The sequence below is a fragment of the Variovorax sp. 01T432 genome (genome assembly GCF_056398605.1).
The window spans coordinates 1-26,921 of sequence record NZ_JBFTPS010000064.1 but is presented as its reverse complement, the minus strand read 5'-3'; the positions used below and the strand labels follow the sequence as shown (position 1 = coordinate 26,921).

At 68.0% G+C, this 26,921-nt stretch carries 22 protein-coding genes; 13 read left to right on the top strand and 9 right to left on the bottom strand.

Annotation, left to right across the window (positions count from 1 at the left end):
* The first annotated feature begins 68 nt into the window (after positions 1-68).
* A complete protein-coding gene (locus AC1DNF_RS31005; protein WP_478152502.1) occupies positions 69-1,022 on the top strand; it encodes a LysR family transcriptional regulator in 954 nt (317 codons plus the stop codon).
* Between the two features lie 37 nt (positions 1,023-1,059).
* Entirely contained in the window at positions 1,060-3,048 is a 1,989-nt protein-coding gene (locus tag AC1DNF_RS31000) for an alkaline phosphatase family protein (RefSeq protein ID WP_478152501.1), read from the top strand.
* A gap of 4 nt (positions 3,049-3,052) precedes the next feature.
* On the opposite strand, the gene AC1DNF_RS30995 is transcribed toward AC1DNF_RS31000, so the two are convergent.
* Positions 3,053-4,132 (bottom strand): substrate-binding domain-containing protein, encoded by a 1,080-nt coding sequence (locus tag AC1DNF_RS30995; RefSeq protein WP_478152500.1) that lies wholly within the window; start codon positions 4,130-4,132, stop codon positions 3,053-3,055.
* A gap of 133 nt (positions 4,133-4,265) precedes the next feature.
* Here AC1DNF_RS30995 and AC1DNF_RS30990 point away from each other — a divergent pair, with 133 nt between their 5' ends.
* The 6 genes from AC1DNF_RS30990 (at position 4,266) to AC1DNF_RS30965 (ending at position 12,821) form a co-directional block, all read left to right on the top strand.
* Positions 4,266-5,618, top strand: coding sequence for a uracil-xanthine permease family protein (locus tag AC1DNF_RS30990; protein ID WP_478152499.1), 1,353 nt, complete (start codon positions 4,266-4,268; stop codon positions 5,616-5,618).
* Between the two features lie 25 nt (positions 5,619-5,643).
* The gene (locus AC1DNF_RS30985) at positions 5,644-7,077 is read left to right on the top strand and encodes an amidohydrolase family protein (protein WP_478152498.1); all 1,434 of its coding nucleotides are present in this window, start codon (positions 5,644-5,646) and stop codon (positions 7,075-7,077) included.
* Entirely contained in the window at positions 7,074-7,784 is a 711-nt protein-coding gene (locus AC1DNF_RS30980) for a TSUP family transporter (RefSeq protein WP_478152497.1), read from the top strand. The genes AC1DNF_RS30985 and AC1DNF_RS30980 overlap by 4 nt, the downstream gene beginning before the upstream one ends.
* 635 nt (positions 7,785-8,419) lie before the next feature.
* Complete coding sequence (locus tag AC1DNF_RS30975) at positions 8,420-9,253, top strand: polysaccharide deacetylase family protein (protein WP_478152496.1); 834 nt, start codon at positions 8,420-8,422, stop codon at positions 9,251-9,253.
* A complete protein-coding gene (locus AC1DNF_RS30970) occupies positions 9,250-10,512 on the top strand; it encodes a putative glycoside hydrolase (RefSeq protein ID WP_478152495.1) in 1,263 nt (420 codons plus the stop codon). The genes AC1DNF_RS30975 and AC1DNF_RS30970 overlap by 4 nt, the downstream gene beginning before the upstream one ends.
* A complete protein-coding gene (locus tag AC1DNF_RS30965) occupies positions 10,509-12,821 on the top strand; it encodes a serine hydrolase (protein ID WP_478152494.1) in 2,313 nt (770 codons plus the stop codon). The genes AC1DNF_RS30970 and AC1DNF_RS30965 overlap by 4 nt, the downstream gene beginning before the upstream one ends.
* Before the next feature lie 266 nt (positions 12,822-13,087).
* On the opposite strand, the gene AC1DNF_RS30960 is transcribed toward AC1DNF_RS30965, so the two are convergent.
* Entirely contained in the window at positions 13,088-13,666 is a 579-nt protein-coding gene (locus tag AC1DNF_RS30960) for an SRPBCC family protein (RefSeq protein ID WP_478152493.1), read from the bottom strand.
* Between the two features lie 271 nt (positions 13,667-13,937).
* Here AC1DNF_RS30960 and AC1DNF_RS30955 point away from each other — a divergent pair, with 271 nt between their 5' ends.
* From AC1DNF_RS30955 to AC1DNF_RS30945, 3 genes are all read left to right on the top strand, one after another.
* Entirely contained in the window at positions 13,938-14,357 is a 420-nt protein-coding gene (locus tag AC1DNF_RS30955) for a tripartite tricarboxylate transporter TctB family protein (RefSeq protein WP_478152492.1), read from the top strand.
* 13 nt (positions 14,358-14,370) lie between these two features.
* Positions 14,371-15,891, top strand: a complete 1,521-nt coding sequence (locus AC1DNF_RS30950; RefSeq protein ID WP_478152491.1) for a tripartite tricarboxylate transporter permease — start codon at positions 14,371-14,373, stop codon at positions 15,889-15,891.
* A gap of 113 nt (positions 15,892-16,004) precedes the next feature.
* Positions 16,005-16,637: a class I SAM-dependent methyltransferase gene (locus AC1DNF_RS30945; RefSeq protein ID WP_478152490.1), complete on the top strand. Its 633-nt coding sequence runs from the start codon at positions 16,005-16,007 to the stop codon at positions 16,635-16,637.
* A gap of 12 nt (positions 16,638-16,649) precedes the next feature.
* Here the strand turns inward: AC1DNF_RS30945 and AC1DNF_RS30940 are convergent, their stop codons facing one another.
* Both AC1DNF_RS30940 and AC1DNF_RS30935 read right to left on the bottom strand, forming a co-directional pair.
* Complete coding sequence (locus tag AC1DNF_RS30940; protein WP_478152489.1) at positions 16,650-17,441, bottom strand: glycosyltransferase family 2 protein; 792 nt, start codon at positions 17,439-17,441, stop codon at positions 16,650-16,652.
* Between the two features lie 105 nt (positions 17,442-17,546).
* Positions 17,547-17,999 (bottom strand): pyridoxamine 5'-phosphate oxidase family protein, encoded by a 453-nt coding sequence (locus AC1DNF_RS30935; RefSeq protein WP_478152488.1) that lies wholly within the window; start codon positions 17,997-17,999, stop codon positions 17,547-17,549.
* 244 nt (positions 18,000-18,243) lie between these two features.
* Here AC1DNF_RS30935 and AC1DNF_RS30930 point away from each other — a divergent pair, with 244 nt between their 5' ends.
* Entirely contained in the window at positions 18,244-19,050 is an 807-nt protein-coding gene (locus AC1DNF_RS30930; protein WP_478152487.1) for an enoyl-CoA hydratase/isomerase family protein, read from the top strand.
* Between the two features lie 46 nt (positions 19,051-19,096).
* Here AC1DNF_RS30930 and ald read toward each other — a convergent pair whose 3' ends face one another.
* Positions 19,097-20,212, bottom strand: a complete 1,116-nt coding sequence (gene ald, locus AC1DNF_RS30925) for an alanine dehydrogenase (protein WP_478152486.1) — start codon at positions 20,210-20,212, stop codon at positions 19,097-19,099.
* 103 nt (positions 20,213-20,315) lie between these two features.
* On the opposite strand from ald, the gene AC1DNF_RS30920 reads away from it, so the two are divergent.
* Complete coding sequence (locus AC1DNF_RS30920; protein ID WP_478152485.1) at positions 20,316-21,401, top strand: ribonuclease Z; 1,086 nt, start codon at positions 20,316-20,318, stop codon at positions 21,399-21,401.
* On the opposite strand, the gene AC1DNF_RS30915 is transcribed toward AC1DNF_RS30920, so the two are convergent.
* The 4 genes from AC1DNF_RS30915 to AC1DNF_RS30900 all read right to left on the bottom strand — a co-directional run.
* The gene (locus AC1DNF_RS30915) at positions 21,386-23,311 is read right to left on the bottom strand and encodes a S8/S53 family peptidase (RefSeq protein ID WP_478152484.1); all 1,926 of its coding nucleotides are present in this window, start codon (positions 23,309-23,311) and stop codon (positions 21,386-21,388) included. The two genes, AC1DNF_RS30920 and AC1DNF_RS30915, sit on opposite strands and share 16 nt — an antisense overlap.
* Complete coding sequence (locus AC1DNF_RS30910; protein ID WP_478152483.1) at positions 23,308-24,333, bottom strand: phosphatase PAP2 family protein; 1,026 nt, start codon at positions 24,331-24,333, stop codon at positions 23,308-23,310. The genes AC1DNF_RS30915 and AC1DNF_RS30910 overlap by 4 nt, the downstream gene beginning before the upstream one ends.
* A gap of 185 nt (positions 24,334-24,518) precedes the next feature.
* Entirely contained in the window at positions 24,519-26,297 is a 1,779-nt protein-coding gene (locus AC1DNF_RS30905) for an adenylate/guanylate cyclase domain-containing protein (RefSeq protein WP_478152482.1), read from the bottom strand.
* A 162-nt stretch (positions 26,298-26,459) separates the two neighbouring features.
* On the bottom strand, positions 26,460-26,921 hold a 462-nt coding region (locus AC1DNF_RS30900), incomplete at its 5' end, for an SDR family NAD(P)-dependent oxidoreductase (protein ID WP_478152481.1).

Here is a 26,921-nt window from a genome sequence, read left to right as displayed (position 1 = left end):
GGCGCGCCATTTGCAGTTTGTTCATGCGTCTGACGCCATGCCACGCCGACCCGTGCTAGCGTCAGCGCATGTCTGCGCCCGACCTGAACCTGCTCGTGACCCTGAATGTTCTGCTGGCCGAAGGCAGCGTCGCGCGTGCCGCCCGCCGCTTGAGGCTGAGCCCGTCGGCGATGAGCCGGGCGCTGGCGAGATTGCGGGAGGCGACCGCGGACCCGCTCCTGGTCCGGGCCGGGCGGGGCCTGGTGCCCACACCCCGCGCGCTCGAACTGCGCGAGCGGGTCCGTCACCTCGTCCAGGATGCCGAGGCGGTCCTGCGCCCGGCCGAGGCGCTGGATCTCAAGGCGCTGGTCCGCACCTTCACGCTGCGGACCAGCGAAGGCTTCGTCGAGACCTTCGGACCCGGGCTCCTGGGGCGCATCGGCGAGGAGGCGCCCGGCGTACGGCTGCGCTTCGTGCAGAAGCCGGACAGGGAGAGCACCTCCCTGCGAGAGGGAAGCGTGGATCTGGAGACGGGTGTCATCGGCGACATGACGAGCCCCGAAGTGCGTGTGCAGGCCTTGTTCAGGGACCGTTTCATCGGCGTCGTGCGCACCGCGCATCCGCTGTGCCGAGGTGAGATCACGCCCGCCCGCTATGCGGCCGGAAGGCACGTGCTCGTGTCGCGGCGCGGCTTCGATAAGGGGCCGATCGACGAAGCACTGAAGTCCTTCGGCCTGGAGCGGGACATCGGGACGGTTGTCGGCGGCTTCTCGACCGCGTTGGCACTGGCGCGCGCCTCCGACCTGATCGCAAGCGTGCCCGAACGTCACACCGCGGGCCTGCGCCTCGGGATGCACAGCTTCGCGCTGCCCGTCCCCGCGCCGGAGCTCACGGTCTCATTGCTCTGGCACCCGCGAATGGATGGCGACCTCGCGCACCGCTGGCTGCGCGGGTGCGTGCGGGATGTTTGCAGCGTGGCAGGCGCCGCCGCGTCGCCGTCGCCTGGGGCTTCACCAGCCTGTCACAGTGTCGAGCGAGACTGAAGGGCTGAAGATTGACGTCCGCTCTCGCGGTCTTTCCATGAACAAGCTCTCTCCTTCGGCGATCGCCGCGAGCGTCTGCATCGCCGGTTGCCTCTTCATGTCGGCGGCCGGCGCCGCGCAGCCGGTTCGCAACGTCGTCCTTTTCGTCGCCGACGGATTGCGCCACGGCATCGTGACCGAACAGAACGCGCCCACGCTCAGCCAGGTCATGCGCGAAGGCGTGGCCTTCCGCAACAGCCATGCGATCTTCCCGACCTTCACGACGGCCAATGCCTCGGCCATGGCAACGGGCCACTACCTGGGCGACACCGGCGACTTCAGCAACACGATCTACACCGGCAAGGAGGCGCTTTCGTCCGCCAAGGGCAGCGTCACGCCCTTTCTCGAAGCCGATCCGATCCTGGGCGAGATGGATCAGCGCTTCAACGGCAACTACCTGAATGAGGCGTCCGTTCTCGCGCTGGCCCGCGAGGCGGGCTTCAACACCGCGACGATCGGCAAGCAGGGGCCAGCGCTGATCATGGACCACGCGGGCCGCGGTCCGGAGTCGATCGTGATCGATGACTCGACGGGCAAGCCGGCCGGCCTGCCCCTGCCCGCCGCCGTGCAGGACGCGCTGAAGGCCGCCGGCCTGGGCCTCGAAGCGCCGACCCGGGGGGCCAATGGCAGCTCGGGGGCGGCCCGCAGCCCAGGAACGCTTTCCGCCAACGTGAACCAGCAGGCCTACTTCGTCGCGGCCACCACCACGGCGGTGCTGCCCTGGTTCAAGAGCCAGGGCAAGCCCTTCGTGCTGGTGTTCTGGTCACGCGACCCGGATGGGACGCAGCACAACCAGGGCGACAGCCTGCTGCAGCTGACCCCGGGCATCAACGGCCCGACCTCGCTGGCGGCCGTGCGCAATGTCGACAACAACCTGGCGTCGATCCTGTCGGCACTCAAGTCGCAGGGCCTCGACGCGAGCACCGATGTCATCGTGACGGCCGATCACGGCTTCTCGACGATCTCGAAGCAGAGCGAGACCAGTCCGGCGGCCAAGTCCAGCTACGCCGACGTGCCCGCGGCCCTGCTTCCGCCCGGCTTCCTCGGCATCGACCTGGCCGCGGCCCTCGACCTGCCGCTGTTCGACCCGGACAGGAGCGGCGCGGCCGTGGCCCCGGGCTCGCATTCCGCGGCCGGCAATGCGCTGATCGGGACGGACGCCGCGAGCCCGAGCGTGGTGGTGGCAGCCAACGGCGGCTCCGATCTCGTCTACCTGCCGGGGGACGACCGGGCGACCATGGCACCGAAGGTCATCGAAGCCTTGTTGGCGCAGGACTACGTGAGCGGCATCTTCGTCGACGACTCCCTGGGCAGGTTCGCCGGTACCTTGCCCTTGTCTTCGATCAACCTGAGCGGCAGCGCGGCAACGCCGACACCCGCGATCGTGGTGAACTTCAAATCCTTCCACGTCGACAGTCCCGCCTGCCCGACCTGGCTGACATGCACGGTCGAAGTGGCGGACAGCACGCTGCAGCAAGGGCAGGGCATGCACGGCACCTTCAGCCGGGCAGATACGTTCAACTTCATGGCGGCGATCGGCCCATCGTTCAAGCATGGCTATGTCGATCGCATGCCGGTCAGCAACGCGGACCTGGGCCAGACCATTGCCCAATTGATGCACCTGCCGATCGACAGCAGGCGCAAGGGCCAGCTGATCGGCCGCGTGCTCGAAGAAGCGACCGTGGGCGGGCATGAGACCCGGACGCGGCGCGGGCAACTGGTGTCGGCCGCGTCCTCCCAGGGCCTGAAGACGATCGTCCACTACCAGCAGGTCGGCGGCACGCGCTACTTCAGCGCCGCCGGCTTCGCGGGGCGCACGGTGGGCCTCGACGCCCGCGGGCGGCCCGACCATCTGGACGATGCGATCAACAAGTCGCGCGCCGCCGCCCCGAGCGAGCCGCCCGAAGCACGCGTGAATTCTTCTTCGCGCGCCCTGGTCGGCAGCTCGACGCCCGGCAGGGATCGCCGGCATCGCGCGGGGGCCTGAACGGCTACCCCGCCGACCTGACGCCAGGGCGGTCGGTCGATTCGCGCATCACGAGTTCGGCGGCGGGGCCATCGACCTTCCGGCGCGTGGTGTCGCCCCGAAGATGCTCGAGCAACAGGTCGATGGCCTGGGTGGCGACAGTGTCGAGGTGAAGATTCAGGGAGGTCAGCGGCGGCTTGCTGTTGCGCGCGCGCAGGCCGTCGTAGCGGGTGGCGACCATCACATCGCGCGGCACCTGCCGTCCCGTCTCATGCAGCGCCAGAAGGGCCCCGACGGCGAAGGCGTCGACGGGCACGCAGAGGGCATCGACGCGTGGATGCTGGGCCATGAGTTCCAGTGTCGCGGTACGCCCGCCGTCCTCGCCGCCGTGTTCGTCGGCCGTCTGCACGATCGGCTTCATGCGGTGCTCCGCGGCGAACGCCTGATAGGCCCTGATCGCCTCGATGTACGAGGTGCGCTGCTGCTTGCCGGTCAGCAATGCGATGTGCCGCGCCCCCTGGGCGCGCAGGTGTTCGAGCAACTGACGCGTCGTCCCCGCCGAGTGCAGGTCGACGTAGGGCAGTCCGGGCGCGGGCGGACGGCCGATCGAGACGACGGGCAATCCCCGATTCACGAAGCTGGCGACGTGCGAATCGTCCGCCGCCGGTTCGAGAACCAGCGCGCCGTCGACGTCGAGCGTGTCGAACACGAGCGAAGGCCCCTCGGAGGGCGGCGCGAGCACCAGCGCGAGCCCTCGGCTCAACGCGATGCCCGCCGCGACCGCGGCGATCTCCATCAGGAAGCCGAGTCTCGACGGACCGCCCGCCACGGCGAACGGCATCGACGAGGCCAGCACGATCATGTCGGCTTCGGCCGTCCGCAATCGCTGCGCGTGGCGGTTGGGCCTGTACCCCAGGCGCAAGGCGACCTGCTTGACCGCCTCGCGCGTCTTCGGGTCCACGTAGCCGCGATCGTTGAGCGCGTGCGACACGGTGGTCGGCGAGACGCCCGCGGCGCGCGCCACATCGACGAGCTTGACCCGCGCCGCCCCCGCCGAGGGTGCGCCCGCGGGGGGCGAAGATTTCTTCGAGGCGCCTCTTGACATCGCTGTTCCGGAAGTGTTCAATCTCCCAAAACGTTTTGGGATTCGCAGAGTGTAGCCCCCGCCGAGGGGCTTCTTTCGGCCCTCGTCCCAAAACGATTTGGGAACCTCACCCTAACCGCGAAGGACACGTGCCATGGCCTCTCCTGTCTCGACTTTGCCGGTGGACGCCCGTCTGCCACTCACCCAGCTGGCCGTGTTCGGGCTCCAGCATGTGCTCGTGATGGCCGCCGTGCCCATTACCTCGGTGTTCCTGGTCGCCAAGGCGCTGCACTTGAGCGACTCGCTGACGCTGCAGCTCATCAGCGCGACCTTCCTGGTCTGCGGCCTGGGCAGCATGCTGCAGGCCTTCGGGCCCTTGAAGTTCGGCGCGCGCCTGCCGTTCATGATGATTCCCGGGGGCGCCCCGATCGTGATGTTCCTGACCATCGCGCAGCAGCGCGACCTTGCCACGGCGAGCGGCGCCGTCATCCTGACCGCGCTCTTCTACTTCCTGATCCTTCCGGTGTTCTCGCGCTGCCTGAAGTACTTCCCGCGCATCGTGATCGGCACGCTGCTGCTGCTGGTGTCGGTCAATCTCCTGAAGGTCTACGGCGGCATCATCGTCGGCACCCCGGGCTCGCCGTCGTTCGGCGATCCGGCGAACCTCGGCCTGGCCGGCGCGACGATCCTCTTCACCATCCTCTTCGCGCGCTATCTGAAGGGCATGTGGGGCCAGATCTCGGTGCTGCTGGGCCTGGTCGCCGGCACGGCGCTGGCCACCGTGCTCGGCAAGGCCCACTTCGACGGCGTGGCCACGGGCGCGCTGTTCAGCCTGCCGACGCTGCTGCCCTTCGGCATGCCGAGCTTCGACATCGTCGCGGCGATTCCGCTGCTGGTGTTCAGCGTGATCTCGATGGTCGAGGCCACTGGCCAGACCATCGCCGTGGCCGAGGCGGTGGACAAGCCGATCGACGCGCGCACCGAGGTGCCCAAGACGGTTCGCGGCGACGCGCTGATGTCGCTGGTCGGCGGGCTGCTCGGCACCTCGATGATCATCACGAGCGGCGAGAACATCGGCATCGTGCGCGCGACCGGCGTGCGCTCGCGCTACGTGACGGCCACGGCCGGAATCATCCTGATCGTGATCGCGATCGTCGCGCCCTTCGGGCGGATCGCGAACGCGATCCCCGCGCCCGTCGTCGGCGGCACGGCGCTGATCGTGTTCGCGATCATCGGCACGATGGGCATCGACATGCTGCGCCAGGTCAACCTGCGCGAGCGCAGCGGCATGTTCATCCTGGCCGGCGCCTTGACGATGGGCCTGCTGCCCATCCTCGTGCCGGGCCTGTACAGCCGTTTCCCGGCCAACCTGCAGCTGGTGCTGGGCAACGGGCTCGCGATGGGCTCGCTGACGGCCGTCGTGCTCAACCTGGTCTTCAATCACCTCGGCGCGGGCCGCGACGCCACGGCCGCCGCGCCGGCGGGCGCCGCCTCCGCCACCCACTGATCGGCGACAGCCGGCCCTCCTCTCCATGACCCACGATTTCAACCCCGACCGCCTGCGCGCCGACGAGCTGCTGCTCGCGCCCGATTCCCTGCTGCTTCGCGAGGGCCCGTTGCGCGGCCACGCGGTGCTGGTGCGCCACGGGAAGTTCGCCGACATCGGCCCCGTGGCGGCGCTGCGCGAGCGGCATCCCCACCTCGCCCCGACCTTCTTGCGCGGCAAGCTGCTGATGCCGGGCTTCATCGACGCGCACCACCACCTCACGCAGTCCTTCGGCAAGTCGCTCGCCGCCGGCGAGCCGTCGGAGATCTTCCGGCGCATCTGGGTGCCGCTGGAGGCCAGCCTGGATGACGAGCTGGTCTACAAGGCGAGCAAGCTGGCGGCGCTCGAGTCGCTGCGCGGCGGCTTCACGACCGTGTGCGACGCGGGGACGCGCGCCAAGGGCGACATCGATGCGGTCACGAGCGCCGTCCGCGAGGCCGGACTGCGTTGCGTGCTCGGCCTGATCTGCAACGATGGCGGCAACGACAGCACGGCGGATGCCCGGCGCCGGCTGCTCGACCGCGCCGACCGGTTCCTCGCCCGCTGGAGCGGCGATGCGCTGGTCCATCCCTCGCTGGCGATCTCGGTCCCCGAGGCGGCGTCCGATCCGATGCTGGTGGCCGTCTCGCGGCGCTGCGCCGAAGCCGGCGCGGTGTTCCAGAGCCACGTCAACGAACACCTGGCCTCGGTCGAGCGCTCGCTGGTGCAGCGCGGGCGGCGGCCGCTGGAGCTGCTGGATTCGCTCGGGGCCCTGGGGCCGCAGGTCTTGATCGCGCATGCCACGCTGGTCACGCCGCACGAGCTCGGCATCCTGCGCGACACCGACACGGCCGTCAGCTACAACCCGGTGGCGAGCCAATGGAAGGGCAACGCCGTCGCGCCGGCACTGCAGATGGCCGAGATGGGCATCCGGTTCGGCCTGGGCACCGACGCGACCCGCGGCGACGCCTTCCGCCTGGTCGACGCCGCCGAAAGCGCGCAGCGCCTCGCCTTCGGCCTGCCGACCGGCGACTTCTCCTGCGGCGGTGGCTGGACCTGGCTCGACCATGCAACGCACGAGGGCGCCCGCGCCGTGGGCTTGGGCGAGGTCACCGGCGAGATCGCGATCGGCCGGCAAGCCGACTTCCTGATCGTCGACACGGAGGTGCCCGAACTCTGCCCCTCGTTCGACCTGGTCTGGGACCTCGTGCGCCTGGGCAACCGGGACCAGATCGAGGCGGTTTTCGTCAATGGAGCGATGCGGCTGTGGCAAGGCTGGCCGCTCGATTGGGACGGCCGCGCACTGGTGGCCGAGCTGCGCGAGCTCGCGACGCGCGCGGTCGCGCAGGCACCGATCCAGCGCATCCATCCACCGTCCGTGCAGCACCGGCGCGAGCGTTTCGAGCGCCGCGCGGCGGCTCGTCGGGGCGCGGCGCAATGAGCGCGCTCGCCTGGGGCGCGATCTCGTTGATCGTGCTGTTCGCCGGTTTCGTCCAGGGCAGCACGGGCGTCGGCTTCGCCCTGATCGTGGCGCCGGTGCTGGGCCTGGTGGCGCCGGCGATGCTGCCGGTCGCGGTGCTGGTGCTGATGCTGCCCCTGAACGTGTATGTCGCCTGGCGCGAGCGTGCCGCGCTCGACCTGCGCAGCGGGGCCTGGATCACGGCCGGGCGGTTCGCCGGCACCTTCGGCGGCCTGTGGGTGCTGGTCGCGCTGTCGGCGAACCACCTGAACCTGCTGATCGGCATCTCGACCATCGCCGCGGCGGTCGTCACGCTCGCCATGCCGGCCTTCAGGCCGGGGCGCGGCGTCTACATGGCCGCCGGTCTGGTCACCGGCGTGACCGAGACGGCCACCGGCATCGGCGGGCCGCCGCTCGCGCTGGTCTACCAGCATCACCCGGTGGCCGTCATGCGCTCGACCATCGCGATGTGCTTCCTGGTCGGCGAGCTGATCTCCCTGGCCTTCCTGTGGAACGCCGGGCGCATCGCGGCGCCGCAGCTCGCCGATGCCGCATTGCTGCTGCCGGCCCTCGGGCTGGGCGCGCTGCTGAGCCAGCGGATCCATCACCGCATCGACGCGCGCATGCTGCGCGCGTTCGTGATGCTGTTCTCGATCGTCTCGGGCGTCGTGCTGGTCCTGCGCTCCTGAAGAGGCCGCGCCGTTCGGCATACCTTGTACGAAGGAAGTCACCGTCGCCGGGCGGACCTATCTTGCCAGGCATGGGCGTGCGCGCGCCGCGCGCGCACGGATGAATCGGAGGCGGGGGAGGAGCGTGGCCCTGGCGGTACGCGCAGGTGCTGGCCAGCCCCGGCAGCGACGGCTGGACGGTCGCCGCCAGCCATGAGATCGTCGAGATGCTCGTGGACCCGTACGGCAACCGCCTGCAGTCCTCGCGGTCGATCCAGCGAGCCGGAGAGCGAGGCGTGGCAACAGCTTCAGTTCCTCGACCCCCATGCCCCGCCGACGATCAAGAATCTCGGGCCCGCCAAGGGCAAGAGCCTGCGCGAATGGATCCATACCGTCACGATGCAGGAGGAAGGCCTTCGAGACGCGCGTGCGATCTCGGAGAGGGTCTCGAATCAGCCGTTGTTCGAGCTCAGCCATCGGCGTCGTGACCACCTGGATGCGATTTCGAAGCGGCGGAGCGCGGCCTACTCGGTCTTGTCGCGCGGTGAGGGGGGCTTCGCCGCCGACGCATGAGCGAGCATTGCGCCACGTCAAGGCCGCGCGGCGGCGATGGCGCCATGCTTGCATCGATGACGATTCAGGCAAGAAGGCCAGGCATGGCAGCGCCGAGGGGCGCCGGTGTCGACCGCACGCGCCGCGCGCTCGCATGCGGCCTGCTGTGCGCGCCCGTCTTCGGGCGGACCGCCGCCCTTTCCACGGCGAATGCACAGCAGGTCCCCATCCTCGTGTATCACCGCTTCGCGCCGACCGCGCTCGATGGCATGACGCTTCGGAGCGAGAATTTCCGGTCGCAGCTGCGGGTGCTGGAGAGCCTGTCTTGCCAGGTGATCCCGCTGTCCCGATGGGTCGCGTGGCGACTCGCTTCGTCCGAAGGCGGTCGCGCCACGCTGCCGCCGCGCGCGGTGGTCCTCACGGCCGACGACGGTCACCGGTCGCAGTTCGAAGTGATGGCGCCGCTGTTGCGCGAGCGCGGGTGGCCGGTCACGCTGTTCGTCTACCCTTCCGCGATCTCCAACGCCAGCTACGCGCTGACCTGGCCGCAGCTTCGAGAACTCGCGGCCGATCCGCTCGTCTCGGTGCAGTCGCACACCTTCTGGCACCCGAACCTGCTGCGCGAGCAAGACCGCATGCCACCCGATGCCTTCCATCGCTTCGCGGCCGACCAGCTGACTCGCTCGCGCGACGTCATCGAGCAACGCCTGGCGCGACCGGTCAGCCTGCTGGCGTGGCCCTTCGGCCTGAGCGACGAGGGCCTGCAGGCCCAGGCCGCGCAGGCGGGCTACCGCGCGGCGTTTTCGCTCGGCAACCGGTCGGCATCGGCGAGCGACCCGCTGTATGCGGTTCCCCGCCACCTGATCGTCGACAGCGTGGACGCGCGCCTGCTCGCGGACCGGCTCGAGGCCGCCTTCGGCAATGGGGCGCCATCGTGAGGCGCATCGCAAGCGCCATGCTCGCGCTCGCGCTGTGCGCCCTGGGGTCGCAGGCGTCGGCCCTCGAAGGCGTGGTCCGCGATGCGGTGTCGGGCCGGCCGGTTCCGCTCGCCACCGTCGTCATCGGCGATGAAGTCGTTCGCTGCGACAGCCTCGGCCGCTTCGAGGTCGAGGCGGCCGCCAATGGCGCGCCGGTCACGGCCCGCGCCGTCGGCTATGCGAGGTACCGGGGTGCCGTCTCGACGTCTTCGCCGCTCGTGCTCGCGCTGGCGCCGCTGCGGCCCAAGGCCCTGTACCTGTCGGTCTACGGAATCGGCAATGCCAGGCTGCGCGGCGACGCGTTGCGCTTGATCGACCAGACCGAGCTCAACGCATTGGTCATCGATGTCAAGGGCGACCGCGGCCTGGTGCCCTATCGCAGCGCCGCGATCGCGGCGGCAGGCCTGGCGCAGACCTTGGTGACCGTCCAGGATATGCCGGCCGTGGTGCGCAGCCTGCACGAGCGGGGGCTGTACCTGATCGCCCGCATCGTGACCTTCAAGGACGAGCCGTATGCGACGGCCCATCCTGACTGGGCGGTGCACGATGCGCGAGGCGAGGTGTGGAAGGACCGCGAGGGGCTGGCCTGGATCGACCCGTTTCGCCGCGAAGCCTGGGAGCGCAGTCTCGCGCTGGCCGAGGAAGCGGCGGCATTCGGTTTCGACGAGATCCAGTTCGACTACCTGCGCTTTCCCGATGCCGCCGGGCTGACTTTCGCGCAGCCCGATACCGAGGACCGGCGAATCGGCGCGATCGACGCATTCCTCGAGGCGGCACAGCGCCGGCTGGCGCGCTACAACGTCTTCATCGCCGCGGACATCTTCGGCTACGTCACCTGGAACAGCGACGACACGCACATCGGCCAGCAGCTCGAGGCCATCGTCGGGCGCGTGGACTATCTTTCGCCGATGCTGTATCCCTCGGGGTTCACCTTCGGCATCCCCGGTCAGCGCGATCCGATGGCCGTGCCCTACGACATCGTGCAGCGCAGCCTGCAGCGCGCGATCACGCGGACCGGTCTGCCGGGGGTTCGCTTCCGCCCCTGGCTGCAGGCGTTCCGCGACTATGCCTTCGACCGTCGTGCCTTCGGCGAGCGCGAGATCCGGGCGCAGATCGACGCCGCGGATTCCGTGGGCACCGATGGCTGGATGCTGTGGAATCCCGGCAACCGCTACAGCGACGGCGGCCTGGAGCCGGACGGGCAGGGCGCTTCGCCATGAGCCTGGACGCGCTGCGCGCCTGGATGGCGGCGATCCTGCTGGGCGCGATCTCCTTCACCGTCGCCGCCGGCGAGCTGGACCATCAGGACTGGGCGCCGCTCGACGCCGCGGTGCGGGCGCAGATCGCCGCCCGCCAGTTGCCGGGCGCCGTGCTCGTCTTCGGCGATGCCAGGCACATCTGGCTGCGTCGCGCCTGGGGCTGGCGCGCGCTCGACCCGAGCCCGGAGCCGATGACGGCGGACACCGTGTTCGACCTGGCATCGCTGACCAAGGTGATCGTCACGACCACCGCGCTGATGCAGCTGGTCGAGCGCGGGCGGGTGCGGCTCGACAGCCCCGTTGCCGGCTATTGGCCCGCCTTTGCGGCGCACGGCAAGCAGGACATCACGGTGCGGCAGTTGCTGACGCACAGTTCGGGCCTGCGCGCCGACCTGGACCTGCGCGAGGCTTGGAGCGGGTATGCGGGCGCCATGCGGCGCGTCGAGAGCGAGACGCCGGTGATCGCCCCCGGAACCCGCACGCTCTACAGCGACATCAACTTCATCGCGCTGGGCGAACTCGTGCGCCGCGTCACGGGCCTGCCGCTGCAGGTGTATGCGCGTCGCCACGTGCTCGATCCCGCGGGAATGCGGGAAACCGGCTTCCTGCCGGATTCGAAGCTGGGTTCGCGCATCGCCCCGACCGAAAGAGTGGATGGCGCCTTCCTGCGCGGCACCGTGCACGACCCCACCGCCAGACGCATGGGCGGAGTGGCGGGCCATGCCGGACTGTTCGGCACGGCCGACGACCTGGCACGCTTTGCGCAGGCGCTCCTGCGTGGCGAGCGCGTGCTCAGGCGCAGCTCGATCGGCGCCCTGCTGCAAGCGCAGCGGATGGCGGCCGACCCGAGCGATCCCGACGATGTGCGCGGCCTCGGCTGGCAGGTGCAGGCGCCCTTGGTCGCCAACCGCGACGATCTCGAACCGGCCGGCCTGCTGGCGCATACCGGCTACACGGGCACGGGACTGTGGATCGACCAGGTCCAGGGGCGCTTCGTTGTGTTGCTGAGCAATCGCGTGCATCCCGATGGACGCGGCAATGCGCAACCTCTGCGGCGCCAGGTGCTGGCCTTGTTGTCGAGCCTCTCGCCACCGCTGGACGCGCCCGCACGCGAGAGCCCCCTGGCCGCGCCGCGTGTGTCCACCGGCATCGACGTGCTGCGCGCCCAGCGCTACGAGCCCCTGGTCGGCCGCCGCGTCGGACTGATCACGCATCTCGCCGCCATCGACGCGCGGGGCTGGCGCACCCTGGACCGGCTGCGCTGGGCGCCCGGCGTTGTGCTGGTGAAGGTGTTCAGTCCGGAGCACGGCCTTTACGGCGACCTGGAGGGCGCGGTCCCCTCGGGCACCGAACCCTTCAGCGGGTTGCCGCTCGTGAGCCTCTATGGCGCCGCCACGCGCCCCGATGCCGCGAGCCTGAGGGACATCGACACGCTCGTCTTCGATGCACAGGACGTCGGCGCGCGCTTCTTCACGTACGCCTCGACGATGGCCCGCGCCATGGAAGCCGCGGCCGAACAAGGCCTGCGCTTCGTCGTGCTGGACCGGCCCGACCCGATCCGCGCCGATCGGGTCGCGGGTCCGGTGCTCGATCCGGGACGAGCTTCGTTCACGGGGCCGGAAGGTCTGCCGGTGCAGCACGGCATGACGATCGGCGAGCTGGCGCTCTGGTTCCGTGACGACCTTCTGGCGCGCCGCGGGCTCGGTCTGGATCTCCAGGTCGTCGCGATGCAAGGCTATCGGCGCGACATGTGGTTCGACCAGACGGGGCTGGACTGGGTCCCGCCTTCGCCCAACCTGAGGACACCGGCCGAGGCGACGCTCTATCCGGGCGTTGCGTGGGTCGAAGGCAGCAATGTCAGCGTGGGTCGAGGCACCGATCTGCCCTTCGAATGGGTGGGCGCGCCGTGGATGTCGGGCGACATGCTGGCTGATGCATTGAACGAGGCCGCGCCGACGGGCTTGCGCTTCGCGCCCGCCGACGTCACGCCGCGGGACGGCCCCTATCGGGGGCAGCGATGCCACGGGGTCCGCATCAGCGTGCTCGATCGAAATTCGCTGGACGCACCGCTGCTCGGTGCGCTGCTGGTGCGAACGCTGCATCGCTTGTGGCCGCGCGAATTCGATCTCCACAAGACCCGCGCCATCATCGGTTCGGAGTCGACGGTTCGGGCGCTGAGCGAGGGCGTCGACACGGCGACAGTCGAATCGGGCTGGCAGGCCGCCTTGTCCGCATTCCTGGTCCGACGCCAAAGCCATCTTCTCTATTGAAGGGGTCGAGACGCAGACCCCGACTCGCGGCCGCCTGGCCGGCAAGGAGGTCAGCAGCGGTTAAGCCTGCGCGTGCAGCGTGCGGAACATGCCACGCATGTCCAGGAGAGTCAGACGCTTGAGAGCCCTCATCGGCGCGGGTCCGCGCCCGCGCGCTCCCGCCATGTGGGTCACGGCCCTGGTGGCACTGGCCGCCGCGGTCCTGGTGCTCGGCGTCCGCGCGTTCCTTCGCTGAGCGCCTTCCTTGCCACGGCGCGCCCTGGCGCCTACTTCTTGCGCTTGACCATTTCCCCGACGATGGCGGTGAAGTCGTCCTCGATCTCGTGCTTGAGGAGATCCTCCGAGATCACGGATCCGACGAACACGTTGGGCACGAGCTCGAGCTGATACTGCATTCGAGTGCCGTCACCGTCCGCGCTCAGGGTCATCAGCGACTGCTGCCGCCGCATGCTGCCCTTGATCTGCTTGGACAGGATGGTCGTCTGCGGATCCATCACGATCTCGCGCTGGCTCGTGTACGGAATGCTGAGCTTGCCGAACTTCGCCGAGCCGCTCTGCTCGATGGTGATCTGCTTGTCGCCCGGCTTCACGATGCGGCTCTCACGGACATTCGGCACCCATCCCGCCATGTTCGGGAAATCGGTGAGCACGGCCCAGGCAATGTCCGGTGCGACCGGGGCGAACATCTGGGCCTTCACGACGTAGGTCTCGCCGTCGTACGTCACATCGATCTTGCGTATCGGCGATTGCGCCGCCGCGCCGATGGCGATGACGCCAAGGGCCAAGGCCAGACAGCCGCGTCGCCACGCGCGCATCCATCCTTGCAGCGAATCATGATGAGTCATGGTGGCGGGCTCCTCGCGAAGGGAGGCTCAGTATAGCCAGGGGAGAGGCAGTGAGGGGACGCGCGACGCGAGGATCGTGGGACGGAGATCGCGTTGCCGGAGACGCCTGCCGGGGGCTCGGGATTTCCCCTAGATTCCCGGTACGTAATAGCCCTCACCGCCTTGTCAGATTCCGATCAGCGACGAAACAACACCATCGACCGGCCCCGCAATCGGTTGCGGGAGGACGCCCGAATCAACGGGCGCGTCATTGCCAACTCGTGTTGTCCGTATGAACAGAAATCTAGTCAGAGGCCTCTTCCTGATGGCGATCTCGCTGGCCTTCGGCCTGCAGTCGCTGCGTTACCCGATCGGGGACTTCAGCCGCGCCGGGCCGGGCCTGTTCCCCGCCCTCATGAGCTCGCTGCTGCTGCTGATCGGCGTCGCGACCGTGATCCGGTCCTTCTTCGTCGAACGCGTGCACCTGGATCTGCACTTCAAGAACATCGCCATCATCATCGCCAGCCTCTGCGGCTTCGCGGTGATCTCCATCTACCTGAACATGATCGTGGGCATCATCTTCATGGTGTTCTGCTCCACCTTGGCCGGCACCTCCTATTCGTGGGTGCGCAACGTCAAGATCTCCGCCGGCCTGGTCGCAATGGCCGTGGCCCTTCAAAAACTGCTCGGCCTCAACCTGCCGCTGTTCTGAGCGAAGAAATCCCATGGAAGCTCTGCACAACCTGGCCTACGGCTTTTCCTTCGCCCTGACGGCCGCGAACCTCCTGTACTGCGCCATCGGCTGCGTCGTGGGCACGCTGGTCGGCCTGCTGCCCGGCCTGGGGCCGCTGGCCACCATCAGCCTGCTGCTGCCCCTGACCTACTCCATCCCCACCACCGGCGCGCTCATCATGCTGGCCGGCATCTACTATGGCGCCCAATACGGGGACAGCGTGAGCGCCATCACGATGAAGATCCCGCACGCCAGCAGCATCGTGGCCTGCATCGACGGCTACCAGATGACGCTCAAGGGCAAGACCGGCCTGGCGCTCTTCACGGCCGGCGTCTCCAGCTTCATCGGCGGCACCATCGCCATCGTGGTGCTCACCTTCCTGGCCCCCACGCTGGGCGAAGTGGCCTTCCTCTTCGGTCCGGCGGACTACTGTTCCATGATGCTGGTCGGCTTCGTGTGCGTGAGCTTCGTAACCACCGGCAGCCTGCTCAATGGCCTGGCCATGTGCATGATCGGCGTCCTGCTCGGCCAGATCGGGACCGACGTCAACAGCGGCACGCAGCGCTTCACCATGGACCTGCCCTTCCTCTCGGACGGCGTGGGCATCGTGAGCATCGCGCTCGGCTGCTTCGGTATCGCCGAGATCACGAAGAACCTCGATGCCCGCGAAGAGCGCTCGCCCTTCAACGGCAAGATCAACCTGATCCCGACCTGGGCGGAGTTCAAGCGCATCATCCCCAGCGCGCTGCGCGGCGGCGCGATCGGCTCCTTCCTCGGCATCCTGCCCGGCGGCGGTCCCACCATCGCCCAGTTCGCGGCCTATGCGCTCGACAAGAAGGTCAGCAAGTACAAGCACGAGATCGGCTCGGGCGCCATCGAAGGCGTGGCCGGCCAGGCCGCCGCCGACGAAGCGGCGGCGCGCACCAGCTTCATTCCGCTCATGAGCATCGGCATCCCCGAGAACGCGGTGATGGCGCTGATGCTGGCCGCCTTCGTCATCAAGGGCATCCAGCCCGGGCCGAACATGATCGCCAACCACCCGGACCTGTTCTGGGGCCTGGTGGCCAGCATGTGGGTGGGCAACTGCTTCCTCATCGTCCTGAACGTGCCGCTGGTGCGCTACTGGCTGTCGGTGTTCAAGATCCCCTACAGCGTGCTGTTCCCGTCGATCCTGTTCTTCTGCTGCATCGGCACCTACAGCGTGAACAACAGCCTGGAGGATCTCTTCATCACGGCGACCTTCGGCTTCATCGGCTACATGTTCATGCGGCTGGAGCTCGATGCCGCGCCGCTGATGCTCGGGTTCATCCTCGGGCCGATGCTGGAGGAGAATTTCCGCCGCACGCTGCTGCTGAGCCGCGGCAGCTTCACCACCTTCGTGACGCGGCCCATCAGCGGGACCTTGCTGGCCTTCATCGCCGCGTTCATGGTCTGGCAGCTGGTGGCCTTCATGTCGCAGGTGCGCAAGCGCAACGCCCTGAAGTCGATGGGCCTCGAGATGCCCGCCGCATAGCGCCCGCGAAACGACGGCGCGCGAACGGCGTCGTCCCGGCGAGTCGGGCGAGGCCGGCGTCATGGGCTCGGGACCATGGGTTGATCGGCTTTCTGGCTGACAATCCGTGGCGCATGAACCCCTATCAATTCACCACGCACTGGTTTCCCCTCTCTGCCCGGAAGAACTGGGAAGAGCTGCTGCCGACCCTCAAGCCGGCCAGGATTCTGGAGGTCGGCGCGTTCGAAGGTGCCGGGACCTGCTTCCTCATCGATGCCCTGGCGGCGCAGCGCCCGATCGAGCTGCACTGCGTGGACACCTGGAGTGGCGGCATCGAGCACCAGGCGGATGGAGATGCGGCGGCCGACATGTCCGCGGTGGAGAAGCGCTTCATGGCCAACACCCGGATCGCCGTGGCCCATGCCGCGAACGCCGTGGATCTGGTCGTGCACAAGGCGTATTCCCATCTGGCGCTGTCCCGCCTGCTGGCCGAGGGCAAGCAGGGCTATTTCGATTTCATCTACATCGACGGCTCCCACCAGGCGCCCGATGTCCTGTGCGATGCGGTGCTTGCGTTCAAGCTGCTCAGGGTGGGCGGCACGCTGGGCTTCGATGACTACCTGTGGATGGACGAATTGCCTGTGGGCAAGGATCCGCTGAAGTGCCCCAAGCCGGCGATCGATGCTTTCGTGAACATCAATTACCACAAGCTCAAGCTGATGCGCTTTCCGCTCTACCAGCTGTACATGGAGAAGCTCGGCGACTGAACCGGGCGCCGCTCAGCCCGCGTTGCGGATTCGGCGGCGCTCGACGAATTCGTGAAAGGAGAGCGACGGGTCGGTGGCCTGGCTCTCCAGGAACAGGCATCCCATGCGATGCTTCTCCCGGTACAGCCTTCGGATCGAGGGGTGTTCGGCGCTGCGGGAGACGTGTTGGTAGACGGCATTGAAGACCGCCTGGTCCGTGCTGGCGGACAGGCTGTCATGGCGGATCGTGAGCAGGTACGCCGCTTGCGTCAGCGGGGCGCTGTCGCCGCAGGCAACCAGCATGCCGGCATCGTGCAGGACGTCTTCGGAGATGACATCGTCCGCATAGGGCCGCCACATGGCGCGAGCGTACAAGGCGTGGACGGAGCCATGAAAATCCACGAATGCCGGAAGGTCGATGAGCCCCGACAGCTGCAACTCGCGGCACACCTTGCGGCACCGGGCCGACACATAGACGGTACGGATGAAGGCCACGCCCTTCGCGTTGGCAAGGGCAAGGGCGTGGGCCTCGGCGAGGGCGCCGCTTGCGTACGTGTCGTCGCTGTCGAGCATGGTCACGAAGGCGCCCGAACTCGCCAGGAAGGCCCGGTTTCTGCAGGCGCCGGGTCCCGAACGGTTCGACGCGGCCAGCACCCGTACCCGCCCCGGGTAGCGCTGTTCCAGGCTCCGGTAGGCCGTCGATCCGTCATCCGGCGCAACGATGACTTCGGCCGAGGGCAACGCCAACGCGCTCTCGATCGCGCTCTGGATGCTGGCCTCGCCGCGATACGTGGGCATCAGCACGGAGACTTCGACGGATGGCATGCGTTTCCGCTCTGGAATGAGACGGGGGCGATTATCGGCGCAGTGGCGTGCGGCCGCAGCCGCGCAGGCACCGCGCCCGGAATCAGCGCGCGCGGGTCGATGCCATCAGCAGGTGACGAGGTCCGTATGCCCGAAACCCTTGGCGTAATCCAGGACGGAAATGACCGTGGGCGTGATGCGGAACAGGCGGACCTCGTCCGGGCCCGGCATCTTCATCGGCAGGGGCGCGGCCTCGGGGTATTTGAGCGGCAGCATGCGCAGGACTTTTTCCGCCTCGGCCCGGTCATCCACCGCATGCGCATGTCCGGCCATCGACAGGCCTGTGATCGCCATCAGGTCGGCGGTGTCGTGATCGATCGTCAGCGAGAGCCGGTCGTCTCGCGCCAGGTTCCTGGCCTTCTGGCTGTCCAGCCCGCAGAGAAAGTACAGGGTCAGGCCTTCGTTCACATAGCCGACGGTGGTGGCCTGCGGCCAGCCATCCGGGCGCAGCGTGGCCACGGTCATGATCCGATGCTGATCCAGCAGCGCGAGGACCTTTCGCCTGATCTCGTCGTCCATGAGTCACCTCCGGATTCGTGAAGAGGGAGCGTTCCAGGCGATTCTGTGCGCCTTCGGGCGCGCGGCCTTGACCGCGATCAAGGGCTGGCGGCCTCCAGACGCCTGAGTTCGCCGTCGTCTGTAGGGCGCAATCCGATGGCGAGGCGGCCTTCTTGCCGACATTCGTGTCCGTCTGCTCTCCCCAACATTGCGAGAACCGCGGGCGGCCGGGTCGCGGCGTGCCGCAACCCCTGAGGATGAGTCAATGAGCAGCGAGCCTTTCGAAGACCTGATCTATGAGCGCCTGGGCCATGTCGCCGTCATCACCTTCAACCGCCCGGCGCGGCTGAATGCGATCGGCCGCAAGCTCGCGCAGGAGATAGAGGAAGCGATGTATCGCGCGGAAGCCGACAGGAAGGTGCGCGCGGTGGTGATCACGGGCGCGGGCCCGGTCTTTTGCGCGGGCGGCGACCTGCAGGAAATCGCCGAGGCCCGGGCCGCCCGCGGCCGCAGCTTCACTTTCATGGAGAAGACGCAGCCGGCGCCCGACGCCGCGCTGCTGGCGGTCCACGAGGCGCGCAAGCCCGTGATCGCGGCTGTCCATGGCGCCGCGGTCGGCGCCGGCATGAACCTCGCGCTGGCGGCGGACATCCGGATCGCTTCCACGACCGCTTGCTTCTCACAGGCCAATATCAGGCGCGGGCTGCCGCCCGACACCGGGGGCACCTGCCTGCTTCCTCGCGTGGTGGGCTTGGCCAAGGCCTGCGAGCTCGCATTCACCGGCGACGCCATCGATGCCGACGAAGCGCTCCGCCTGGGCGTGGTGAGCCGGGTGGTGGCGCCGGACGAGTTGACGAGTGCGAGCCTCGAACTGGCCGGGCGGATCGCCGAGGGGCCGCCCGTCGCGATCAGCTTGTGCAAGCAATCGATTCATCGCGGCATGGACGGCAGCCTTCGCGCTGCCCTGGCGCGCGAGGCCGCCGCCTTCAATGCCTGCGCCGAGACGGAGGATGCCGAGGAAGGCCTGATGGCGTTCTTCGAGAAGCGTGAGCCCCGGTTCCAGGGGTGCTGAAGGCTTCGCGGGTCCTTCGGGGGGCCGAGCCTTCGATGCGGGGTTGTCAGGCGAGCAGGCGGGAGGCGTCCACGTAGGGGCAACCGAGGCTGCGCGCGACCGCTTCGTGCGTCACGTGGCCCTGCGCCACGTTGAGCCCGTCGCGCAGGTGCGGGTCGTCGGTGGCGGCCTGCTTCCAGCCCTTGTCGGCGATCGCCAGGGCGTGGCCGATGGTCGCATTGTTCAGCGCGAAGGTGGACGTGCGCGGGACCGCGCCGGGCATGTTGGCGACGCAGTAGTGGATGACGCCGTCGACGACGAAGGTGGGTTCGGAATGTGTCGTCGCATGCGAGGTCTCGAAGCACCCGCCCTGGTCGATGGCGACATCCACGACGACCGCGCCCTTCTTCATGCCGGCCACCATCCGCCGCGTGACCAGCTTGGGCGCGGCGGCGCCCGGAATCAGCACGCCGCCGATGACCAGGTCCGCGCCGGCGACGCGCGCCTCCACCACATGCGCGGTCGAGTAGGCGGTCTCCACACGGTTGCCGAAGACCAGGTCGAGGTGCCGGAGCCGGTCGATGTTGCGGTCGAGGATCGTGACCCTCGCCCCGAGGCCGATGGCCATCTGCACGGCGTTCGTTCCGACCACGCCCGCGCCCAGGATCACGACATGGGCGGGCGGCACGCCGGGCACGCCGCCGAGCAGGAGCCCCAGCCCACCCTTGGACTTCTCGAGGTGGGCGGCCCCGGCCTGGATCGCCATGCGACCGGCCACCTCGCTCATGGGCGCGAGCAAGGGCAGACCGCCGCCGGGTCCGGTGATGGTTTCGTAGGCGATGCAGACGGCACCGGATTTCACCAGGGCCGCCGTCTGGACGGGATCGGGCGCCAGGTGGAGGTAGGTGTAGAGGATCTGGCCCTCGCGCAGCAGCAGGCATTCCGCGGGCTGCGGCTCCTTGACCTTGACGATCATCTCGGCCCAGGCGAAGACTTCTTCGGCGCTCGAAGCCAGTGCCGCGCCGGCCTGCCGATACTGCGCATCGTCGAGACCGATCTCGGCGCCCGCGCCGGACTGCACCAGCACCTCATGCCCGTGCGCCCGCAACTCGTGGACGCTCGATGGCGTCAGTCCGACGCGGTACTCGTTGTTCTTGATTTCCTTCGGTACGCCAACCCGCATGATCGATCTCCTTCGCTGAAGGCCCAGCCGCACATTGTGGCGCGCGGCGGGGTCGACGCGGCAATCCCCTTGCGCGGACAATGCGTCGAGGACGGCAACCCCCATGCGCCATTTGTTCGAGCCCCGCCTCGTCAACGACCCCTTCGGCGATCCCGGCCTGTACGTCGACCTCCGCGACGAGCGCAGGGCCTTGCTGTTCGATCTCGGCGACATCACCGTCCTGCCCCCGCGCAAGCTGCTGCGCCTGTCGCATGTGTTCGTCAGTCACACGCACATGGACCATTTCGCCGGCTTCGATCAGCTGCTGCGCGTGGTGCTCGGGCGCAAGAAGACGCTTGCGCTGTTCGGCGGCCCTGGGTTCGTCGCCCAGGTCGAACACAAGCTGCGGGCCTACACCTGGAATGTGGTGCAGCGCTACACGGTCGAATTGGTCCTGGACGTGCGCGAGATCGGCGAGGATGGCCGCGGGGAGCGGGCGCGCTTCTCCAGCCGCACGGGCTTCGCGCGCGAGCCTTGTGCGCAGTTCCGATGCGCCGGCGACGTGCTGCACGAAGAGGCGCTGTTTCGCGTCCGCGGCCGCTTCGTCGACCACGAGATGCCCTGCCTCGCCTTCGTGGTCGAGGAGAAGGCGCGCGTCAGGGTCGCGAAGGACCGGCTCGCCGCGCTCGGGGTGGGTACCGGTTCGTGGCTGCGCGAACTGAGGCTCGCTGTCCTGTCTTCGGCGCCGGCGCAGACGCCGATCCACGTGCAATGGCGCGACCGGCTGGGCGAGCACGAGATGACGCGCAGCGTCGGCGAGCTGAGGCAGGTCATCCTCGATGTCGGCGACGGCCAGCGCATCGGCTATGTGACGGACATGCGATTCACCGAAGCGAACCTGCACACGCTGGCGCCTCTTCTTGCCGGTGTGGACCAGTTGTTCATCGAGAGCGTGTTCCTCGACGTCGATCGCGCTCACGCGCTGCGGAAGAACCACCTGACCGCCCGCCAGGCGGGCGAGATCGCGCGTGAGGTCGGCGCCCGGGCGGTCGTGTCGTTCCACTACTCGCCGCGCTATGAACGACGTGCTGCTGAAGTTGCCGCGGAAGTGCAGGCGGCGTGGTCGGGAGCGGCGGCCGTGACCGATGCGGCCGGCCCTTGGGTGGGGTCGCATGCAGATGTCTCCGTCCGGTCTCAGGGTGACCAGTAATAGTCGAGAAAGCGGTCGATGTCCGGTGGCTCGCCGCCGATCGGTCCGGGCGAATACCGCGGCTCGGGTGGAGAATTCGTGCCGGACTGAATGCGCGGATGAAGGCGCCCGCATTGCGCAAGCTCACGCGCCGCTTGCGGCGTCGCGACGCTGGTGCCGGACAGTCGGTAGTAGCCGCCGCTGCGATTCGCGATTCCCACGACGCCTGGGAGCGCCGCGCTTTCTTCCGAAATGGCCAGCGCGTCGGCGTTGAAGGCGCCGCGCAGACCTCCTCGCGAAGGTCCGCGCGCGGCGTACGCGGCGGGCTGGCCGGTCCGCCGGACATAGCCGCCCACCAGCCAGTTGCCGCTCCCACAGCCGGTCCCGATCAGCATCTCGTCGCCGCGAATGCAGGTGCGCCGGATGGGAATCAGGAAGGGTTGATTCGAGCGTTTCGGCATGCCCGGATTGGGATGTCCGAAGGCGGCGTATACGTCGGCCTTGGGAAGGCTCGCATGGTGGCGCGTGGCCGTGAGGCGGATGCCCCATCTTCCGGCCGGCGCCGCCGGCTGGCGTGCGCCGCGGCTGGCGGTCGGAGCGACACGCAGCAACACGCGCGAGCCTCGGTCTCGCGGAAGGTCTTGCGCCACCGCCACACAGGCAGGCGAATGCGCATGGGGCCAGACCCAGACGCCGGGGCGGGTGATCTCCAACCGTTGGTCCGGCGCGTCCGGGGCCCATATCTCCGTCCTCAGGTGTGCCAAGGGCACGCGAAACCACAACTCGGCATGCGTCGGCACGCCGTTGTCGAGCGGCACGTGCCAGGCCAGTTCGGCCGACTCCTCAGCCGCAAGCGGAAGGATGTCGAGGTGTGTCCGGTCTTCGCGCCCATTGCCGGTCGGGAACACGAGGTGCAAATCGATGCCCCGCTTCCTGGCAGCGCCCACCTGCTCGCGCAGGGCGAGCTCGACCCAGGAACTCCCGTCGTGCGGACCCAGATACTGGCCATAGTCGATGGTGATGACGACACGCATGTCAGTTCGCGCGTGGCCTAGAACGTACTGGACGCCGTCGACGAGGGCGCGCTCGACCGAGGGGCCATAGGGGGCCTGCAGCACATTGCGCGGCAACTGGACGAAGACGACGGGCGCGGCGCCGGCCCGATCCGTTGCCCCGGATTCCCGGCGGCCGTAGACGAGGCTGCGCGATGGGCTGGCCCCTGCCATGAGCCCGAGCACGTGCGCGCCGTGGCAGGTGCGCAGGCGCATGGGTTCATAGCCCGCGAGCGCATAGCATCTGTCCTCGTTCAAGGGGGTGCCGGAAGAGGCCATATACGCATTCAGCGCGATGTTGGTCAGCTCGCTTCCATATCCGAAGCCGCGCGGCCGGGCGGCACCAGCCCGCAGGAAGTCGGGATGCGGGTCCTGATCCCACAGGGCATGCATGCGGGTCATCGACGGCGATGCGCGCAGCTCTTGATGCGCGAACGGGCAGCCATGGTCGATGATGCCAAGGAGGAGATTCCCGGCTGCTTCGAGTGGTGCCGCATCATCCGCGGGCGGCGTCGTGGTCCGATTCGCCACGCGTACCGCGCGGAGCGATTCGGCCAGTTCGACATGAAAGCCCGGCCGGGTGCTCGCCAGGAGTCTTTCCAGGGTGGCCAAGCTCACATCGGCCGTGGCGAAGCGCATACCGGAATCGAGGTGGGCCTTGCACAGGCGATTCGGGGCGCGGACGATGGCATTGAGCGCGGTGCAGGCAATCGGCCCGTCCGCCTCCTGCCATCGAATGAGAACGCCGAAGAGCTTCCCTGGATCTTGATCCCCTCCGTGGTCCGCGAAGGCGCTTGCGCCGGCGATCAGCAGGTAGGGGTCGGCCGTGTCCTGGATCGGCTGCATCCAGGGAGGGAGTGTGGCCGGCGCCCACGTCATGCTTGCGCCTCTTGAGTGTCGACAGGAGGAGCGGGGGGAACCGCGTCGAGCCAATCCCATTCGCCGCGAGCCTGTTTCCAGAGAAGCGCGAAAAGGCGCGTGCGGTCCGTCAGGTTGATGTAAAGCGTGTCGCCGCTGGAAGTGATGCCGTCCTCGATGAGCCTGATGAGATCCTTTGCCGCAGCATCGGCAGGAGGATGGAACACGCGATGGGCCTTCTTGTAGCGATCGGGGCCCGCTTGCGAACAGGCCGTGAGGAAATCCGAAACCCAGATTCCAAGCGCCCAGCCGCCCATCAGGTCGACCGGAAAATGCAGTCCGGCAACGATGCGATTCTGCGAGATCCGCATGGCCAGGCGATCCAGCAGGGCGAGCAGGTCGTGCCAGCCGCTCGAACCTCCGTGTCTTCTGCGGATCAGTTTCTTGAGCACCGAAGCCACGACGACCGACTCGCAGCAATGGCCCATCGGATAGGTTGCATGACCCGGCGTTTCGATCATGGGCTGGACGTGCGGTGACAAGTCGGAAGGCCGCCACCCGCCCAGCTCGTGCTTCACCCGCATCTCGACGTACATGGCGAACTGCGTCGCGATCGAGAGGAGGAACAGTGTGGCGGGGGTGCGGTCGGGATTGATGGGCAAGATGGAGGCCCAGAAGGGCAGCGTGTTGTTGGCCTGCACCAGGATCTCGGCCGCCCGGTCTTCGCGCTCCTGGATGCAGTCCACCACGAAGGCGATCTCCTTCTCGGCGCGCCCCTTCGGCGGGGCGTGCAGCTCGAAAGCCTGCTGGTCGTCGATGCTGATACAGCAGCGTTCGGGTGCATTCACGGGGTCTCCCGTGATCCTCACGAGGCTCAGGAGCTCCTGCAGCAGGAGATAAGGCTTGACGGCCAGGTTCCAGCGAGCGAGCTTGACCTCGTCGGCCGTTCGGAGGTGGATGGGCGGATTGATCTCCTGAGCCTCGATGGGCAGCCGCTGATAGCCGTAGCAGGTTGACCTGCCGGCGTCGGAGATGGCCTCCATGCACGTATTGACCGCGTACGCGATGGTTGCGCTTGGCTGGGCACCTTCGCCGAATCCACCTCCGAATCCTCCCCCGAACCCACCTCCAAACCCGCCTCCAAAGCCGCCGCCCGTGAGAACGAAGCGGATCGGGAGCGAATTGAGCAGTATGTTGGCCACGAGTACCTCCAGTTCTTGGTCTTGCTTCACTCGCGCCGTAGCCCGAAGGCCTTCAGGGCTTCGGCGCCCCTGACTCGAATCTGCCGCTCGCGGTTGGGCGACGCCATGTACTTCGCGAGCGTGAGTCCCGGCTCTTCTCGCGTGAGCCGGTCAAAGTAGGCCCTGGCTTCCTCAAGGCGTCCCAGTTCGAAATAGGCGGTCATCAGCACTCGCAATGTTGGCGAATGGGAGGAATTAAGCCGCTGCGATTCCAGCCCCCACTGAATCGCCGCATCGTGCTCGTCGTTGGCCAGGTAGGCCGCGGCGAGGATGGTGTCGAAGAAATAACGCATCGGGTCTCTGGGGGAAAGACTTTGAGCGCGAAGCGCCTGCGCCACGCTTTCGGCGCTCTTCCCCTGGAAGGTCGAGAGAACGCTATGAAAGAGCCAGCCGTAGGGCTCGTTCGCGTCGACTTGCTCGGCGCGCTCCACCAGGTCGGTCGCCCGGGCGAGGTCGCCGAACAGATGCGTGTAGACGAATGCTTCGACAGCCATGCACAGTGCCGAGTCGGGCTGCAGCGCGAGCGCCCGTGTCGAGCGTTCCAGGGCCATGTCCCCGTCCCGGCGCGGGTTCTCGCTGATGCCGCGCAGGACTCGCATGACATGCCACTTGGCCAGCCAGGCCCAGGGCAGGGAGGCGCGCTGATGTCGCTCCAATACGGAATCCAACGCAACCCGGCTGCGGTCGAAGGCCTGGCGCGAGGACTGATGCATCAGGTTGATGCCTCCCAGCAGCAGCGTGTAGCTTTCGAGGGTTGGCAGCGGCTGCGAGGCCGCCCGCTCGGCCTCCTTGGCAACGACTGTCAAGAGGAAGGCCGAGGTCATCTCGGAAATGATGCTGCTGATCGGCTGCAGAAGGTCGGATACAGGCCCCGCAAGCCGCTCGCTCCAGACGATCCGGTTTCGCGCGACGTCCGTGGTCTGCGCCATCACGATCAGGTGGTCACCGCTGACGACGTAGCTGCCTGAAAGAACATAGTCGGCGCCGAGCACGGAGCGCAGGTTTCCCGGATCCTGCGGTCGATCGCGCAGCGCCGCGGAGGACAGTCTGGCGATCACCGAGACCTCATGGCTTCGCGACAGCCCGGCGATGGCGCCGTCGGCGATCAGGTCGCCGATCGCCAGGTGGACGGGCTCGTTACTGCGCATGCTGAAGGGAATGACCGCAACGGTGGGCCGCAAGCCTGTGCTGTAGTCGCGTTCGGGATAGAGGACCGGGGTCATCCCCATCTCTCCGATCCGGTAGACATGCACCGGCTCGGCCATGTGCTTCAGGAAGCAGTGCCCCATGTCCGTGATGCGCGCGTCGACGCCGTCGGCCAAGCCGTCGCGCGCCGCGGCGGTGGCAATCGTCTCGCCGGGGCCCGCCAGGGTGGCCACGCGAGCGGCGAGATTCACGCCGCTGCCGTAGATGTCCACTGCATCCGCATAAACGTCGGTCGAATGGAAGCCGGCCCTCAGCAAGAGCCGATCGCCGGACGCGAGCGGTTGGCAGCAGCGCTCCATCCATTGGTGCATCGCCATGGCCGCCGCCGCCGCCTCTGCTGAATTGCTGAATTCGACCATCAGTCCGTCGCCCAGGCTCTTGACCAGCCGACCATGACTGGCAGGCAGGATCGTCTTCGTCACGTCGGTCAGGAAGGCTTGCCAGCGCTGGATGACGCCGATCTCGTCCGCCTGCATCAGGCGCACCGATTCCACGAGGTCGGTTACCAGCACCACCGTGCGGTGGCGCGGCAATGAAATCCTTGAGGCCAGAGACTGCATGCTGCGGCTTTCGGATGGCGCCGTCGTCCCCCATTCGGAGGACGATCGGCGCTATCGGAGGTTTCGCAGTCTAGGCTTAGATGCCGCAATCGCCAATGGCAGGCCGCGGCCGGGGCACGGACGACCCCACCGACGGCCGGGGGACACCCCATGCTCGGTGCTTCAGTGCCCCGCGCTTTGTCCGCCGTCGACGTGCAGGATCTCGCCCGTCACGAAGGATGCGGACTCCAGGTAGAGCACGGCGTCGACGATGTCGCCGATCTCGCCCATGCGGCCCACCGGATGCAGCGACGCCAGCGTGGCATGGGTCTCGGGGGCATGCATCGGCGTCTTGATGACGCCCGGCGCCACGGCGTTGAAACGCAGGCCGCGCGCGGCATATTCGATGGCCAGCGACCGGGTCGCCGCATTCAGGCCGCCCTTGGTCAGCGACGCGAGCACCGAGGGCACGTTGACGTTGGCATGGTCGACCAGACTCGTCGTGATGCTCACCACGTGACCGGAGCGATTGCGTTCCATCACTTCGACGGCGGCCTGGGTGATGTGGAAGAAGCCCGCGACGTTGGTCGCGATCTTCGATGCGAAGTCGGACTCCGTGTATTGGGTGAAGGGCTTGGCGACGAA

Excerpts from the sequence above, each read along its gene's own strand:
- AC1DNF_RS30965 (WP_478152494.1), top strand. The coding sequence starts at position 10,509 with ATGAGCCTGGACGCGCTGCGCGCCTGGATGGCGGCGATCCTGCTGGGC.
- AC1DNF_RS30990 (WP_478152499.1), top strand. The coding sequence starts at position 4,266 with ATGGCCTCTCCTGTCTCGACTTTGCCGGTGGACGCCCGTCTGCCACTC.
- AC1DNF_RS30955 (WP_478152492.1), top strand. The coding sequence starts at position 13,938 with ATGAACAGAAATCTAGTCAGAGGCCTCTTCCTGATGGCGATCTCGCTG.
- AC1DNF_RS30930 (WP_478152487.1), top strand. The coding sequence starts at position 18,244 with ATGAGCAGCGAGCCTTTCGAAGACCTGATCTATGAGCGCCTGGGCCAT.
- AC1DNF_RS31005 (WP_478152502.1), top strand. The coding sequence starts at position 69 with ATGTCTGCGCCCGACCTGAACCTGCTCGTGACCCTGAATGTTCTGCTG.
- AC1DNF_RS30915 (WP_478152484.1), bottom strand. The coding sequence starts at position 23,311 with ATGACGTGGGCGCCGGCCACACTCCCTCCCTGGATGCAGCCGATCCAG.
- AC1DNF_RS31000 (WP_478152501.1), top strand. The coding sequence starts at position 1,060 with ATGAACAAGCTCTCTCCTTCGGCGATCGCCGCGAGCGTCTGCATCGCC.
- AC1DNF_RS30920 (WP_478152485.1), top strand. The coding sequence starts at position 20,316 with ATGCGCCATTTGTTCGAGCCCCGCCTCGTCAACGACCCCTTCGGCGAT.
- AC1DNF_RS30975 (WP_478152496.1), top strand. The coding sequence starts at position 8,420 with ATGGCAGCGCCGAGGGGCGCCGGTGTCGACCGCACGCGCCGCGCGCTC.
- AC1DNF_RS30905 (WP_478152482.1), bottom strand. The coding sequence starts at position 26,297 with ATGCAGTCTCTGGCCTCAAGGATTTCATTGCCGCGCCACCGCACGGTG.
- AC1DNF_RS30985 (WP_478152498.1), top strand. The coding sequence starts at position 5,644 with ATGACCCACGATTTCAACCCCGACCGCCTGCGCGCCGACGAGCTGCTG.
- AC1DNF_RS30995 (WP_478152500.1), bottom strand. The coding sequence starts at position 4,132 with ATGTCAAGAGGCGCCTCGAAGAAATCTTCGCCCCCCGCGGGCGCACCC.
- AC1DNF_RS30940 (WP_478152489.1), bottom strand. The coding sequence starts at position 17,441 with ATGCCATCCGTCGAAGTCTCCGTGCTGATGCCCACGTATCGCGGCGAG.
- AC1DNF_RS30945 (WP_478152490.1), top strand. The coding sequence starts at position 16,005 with ATGAACCCCTATCAATTCACCACGCACTGGTTTCCCCTCTCTGCCCGG.
- AC1DNF_RS30950 (WP_478152491.1), top strand. The coding sequence starts at position 14,371 with ATGGAAGCTCTGCACAACCTGGCCTACGGCTTTTCCTTCGCCCTGACG.
- AC1DNF_RS30935 (WP_478152488.1), bottom strand. The coding sequence starts at position 17,999 with ATGGACGACGAGATCAGGCGAAAGGTCCTCGCGCTGCTGGATCAGCAT.
- AC1DNF_RS30960 (WP_478152493.1), bottom strand. The coding sequence starts at position 13,666 with ATGACTCATCATGATTCGCTGCAAGGATGGATGCGCGCGTGGCGACGC.
- AC1DNF_RS30910 (WP_478152483.1), bottom strand. The coding sequence starts at position 24,333 with ATGGAGGCCATCTCCGACGCCGGCAGGTCAACCTGCTACGGCTATCAG.
- AC1DNF_RS30980 (WP_478152497.1), top strand. The coding sequence starts at position 7,074 with ATGAGCGCGCTCGCCTGGGGCGCGATCTCGTTGATCGTGCTGTTCGCC.
- ald (WP_478152486.1), bottom strand. The coding sequence starts at position 20,212 with ATGCGGGTTGGCGTACCGAAGGAAATCAAGAACAACGAGTACCGCGTC.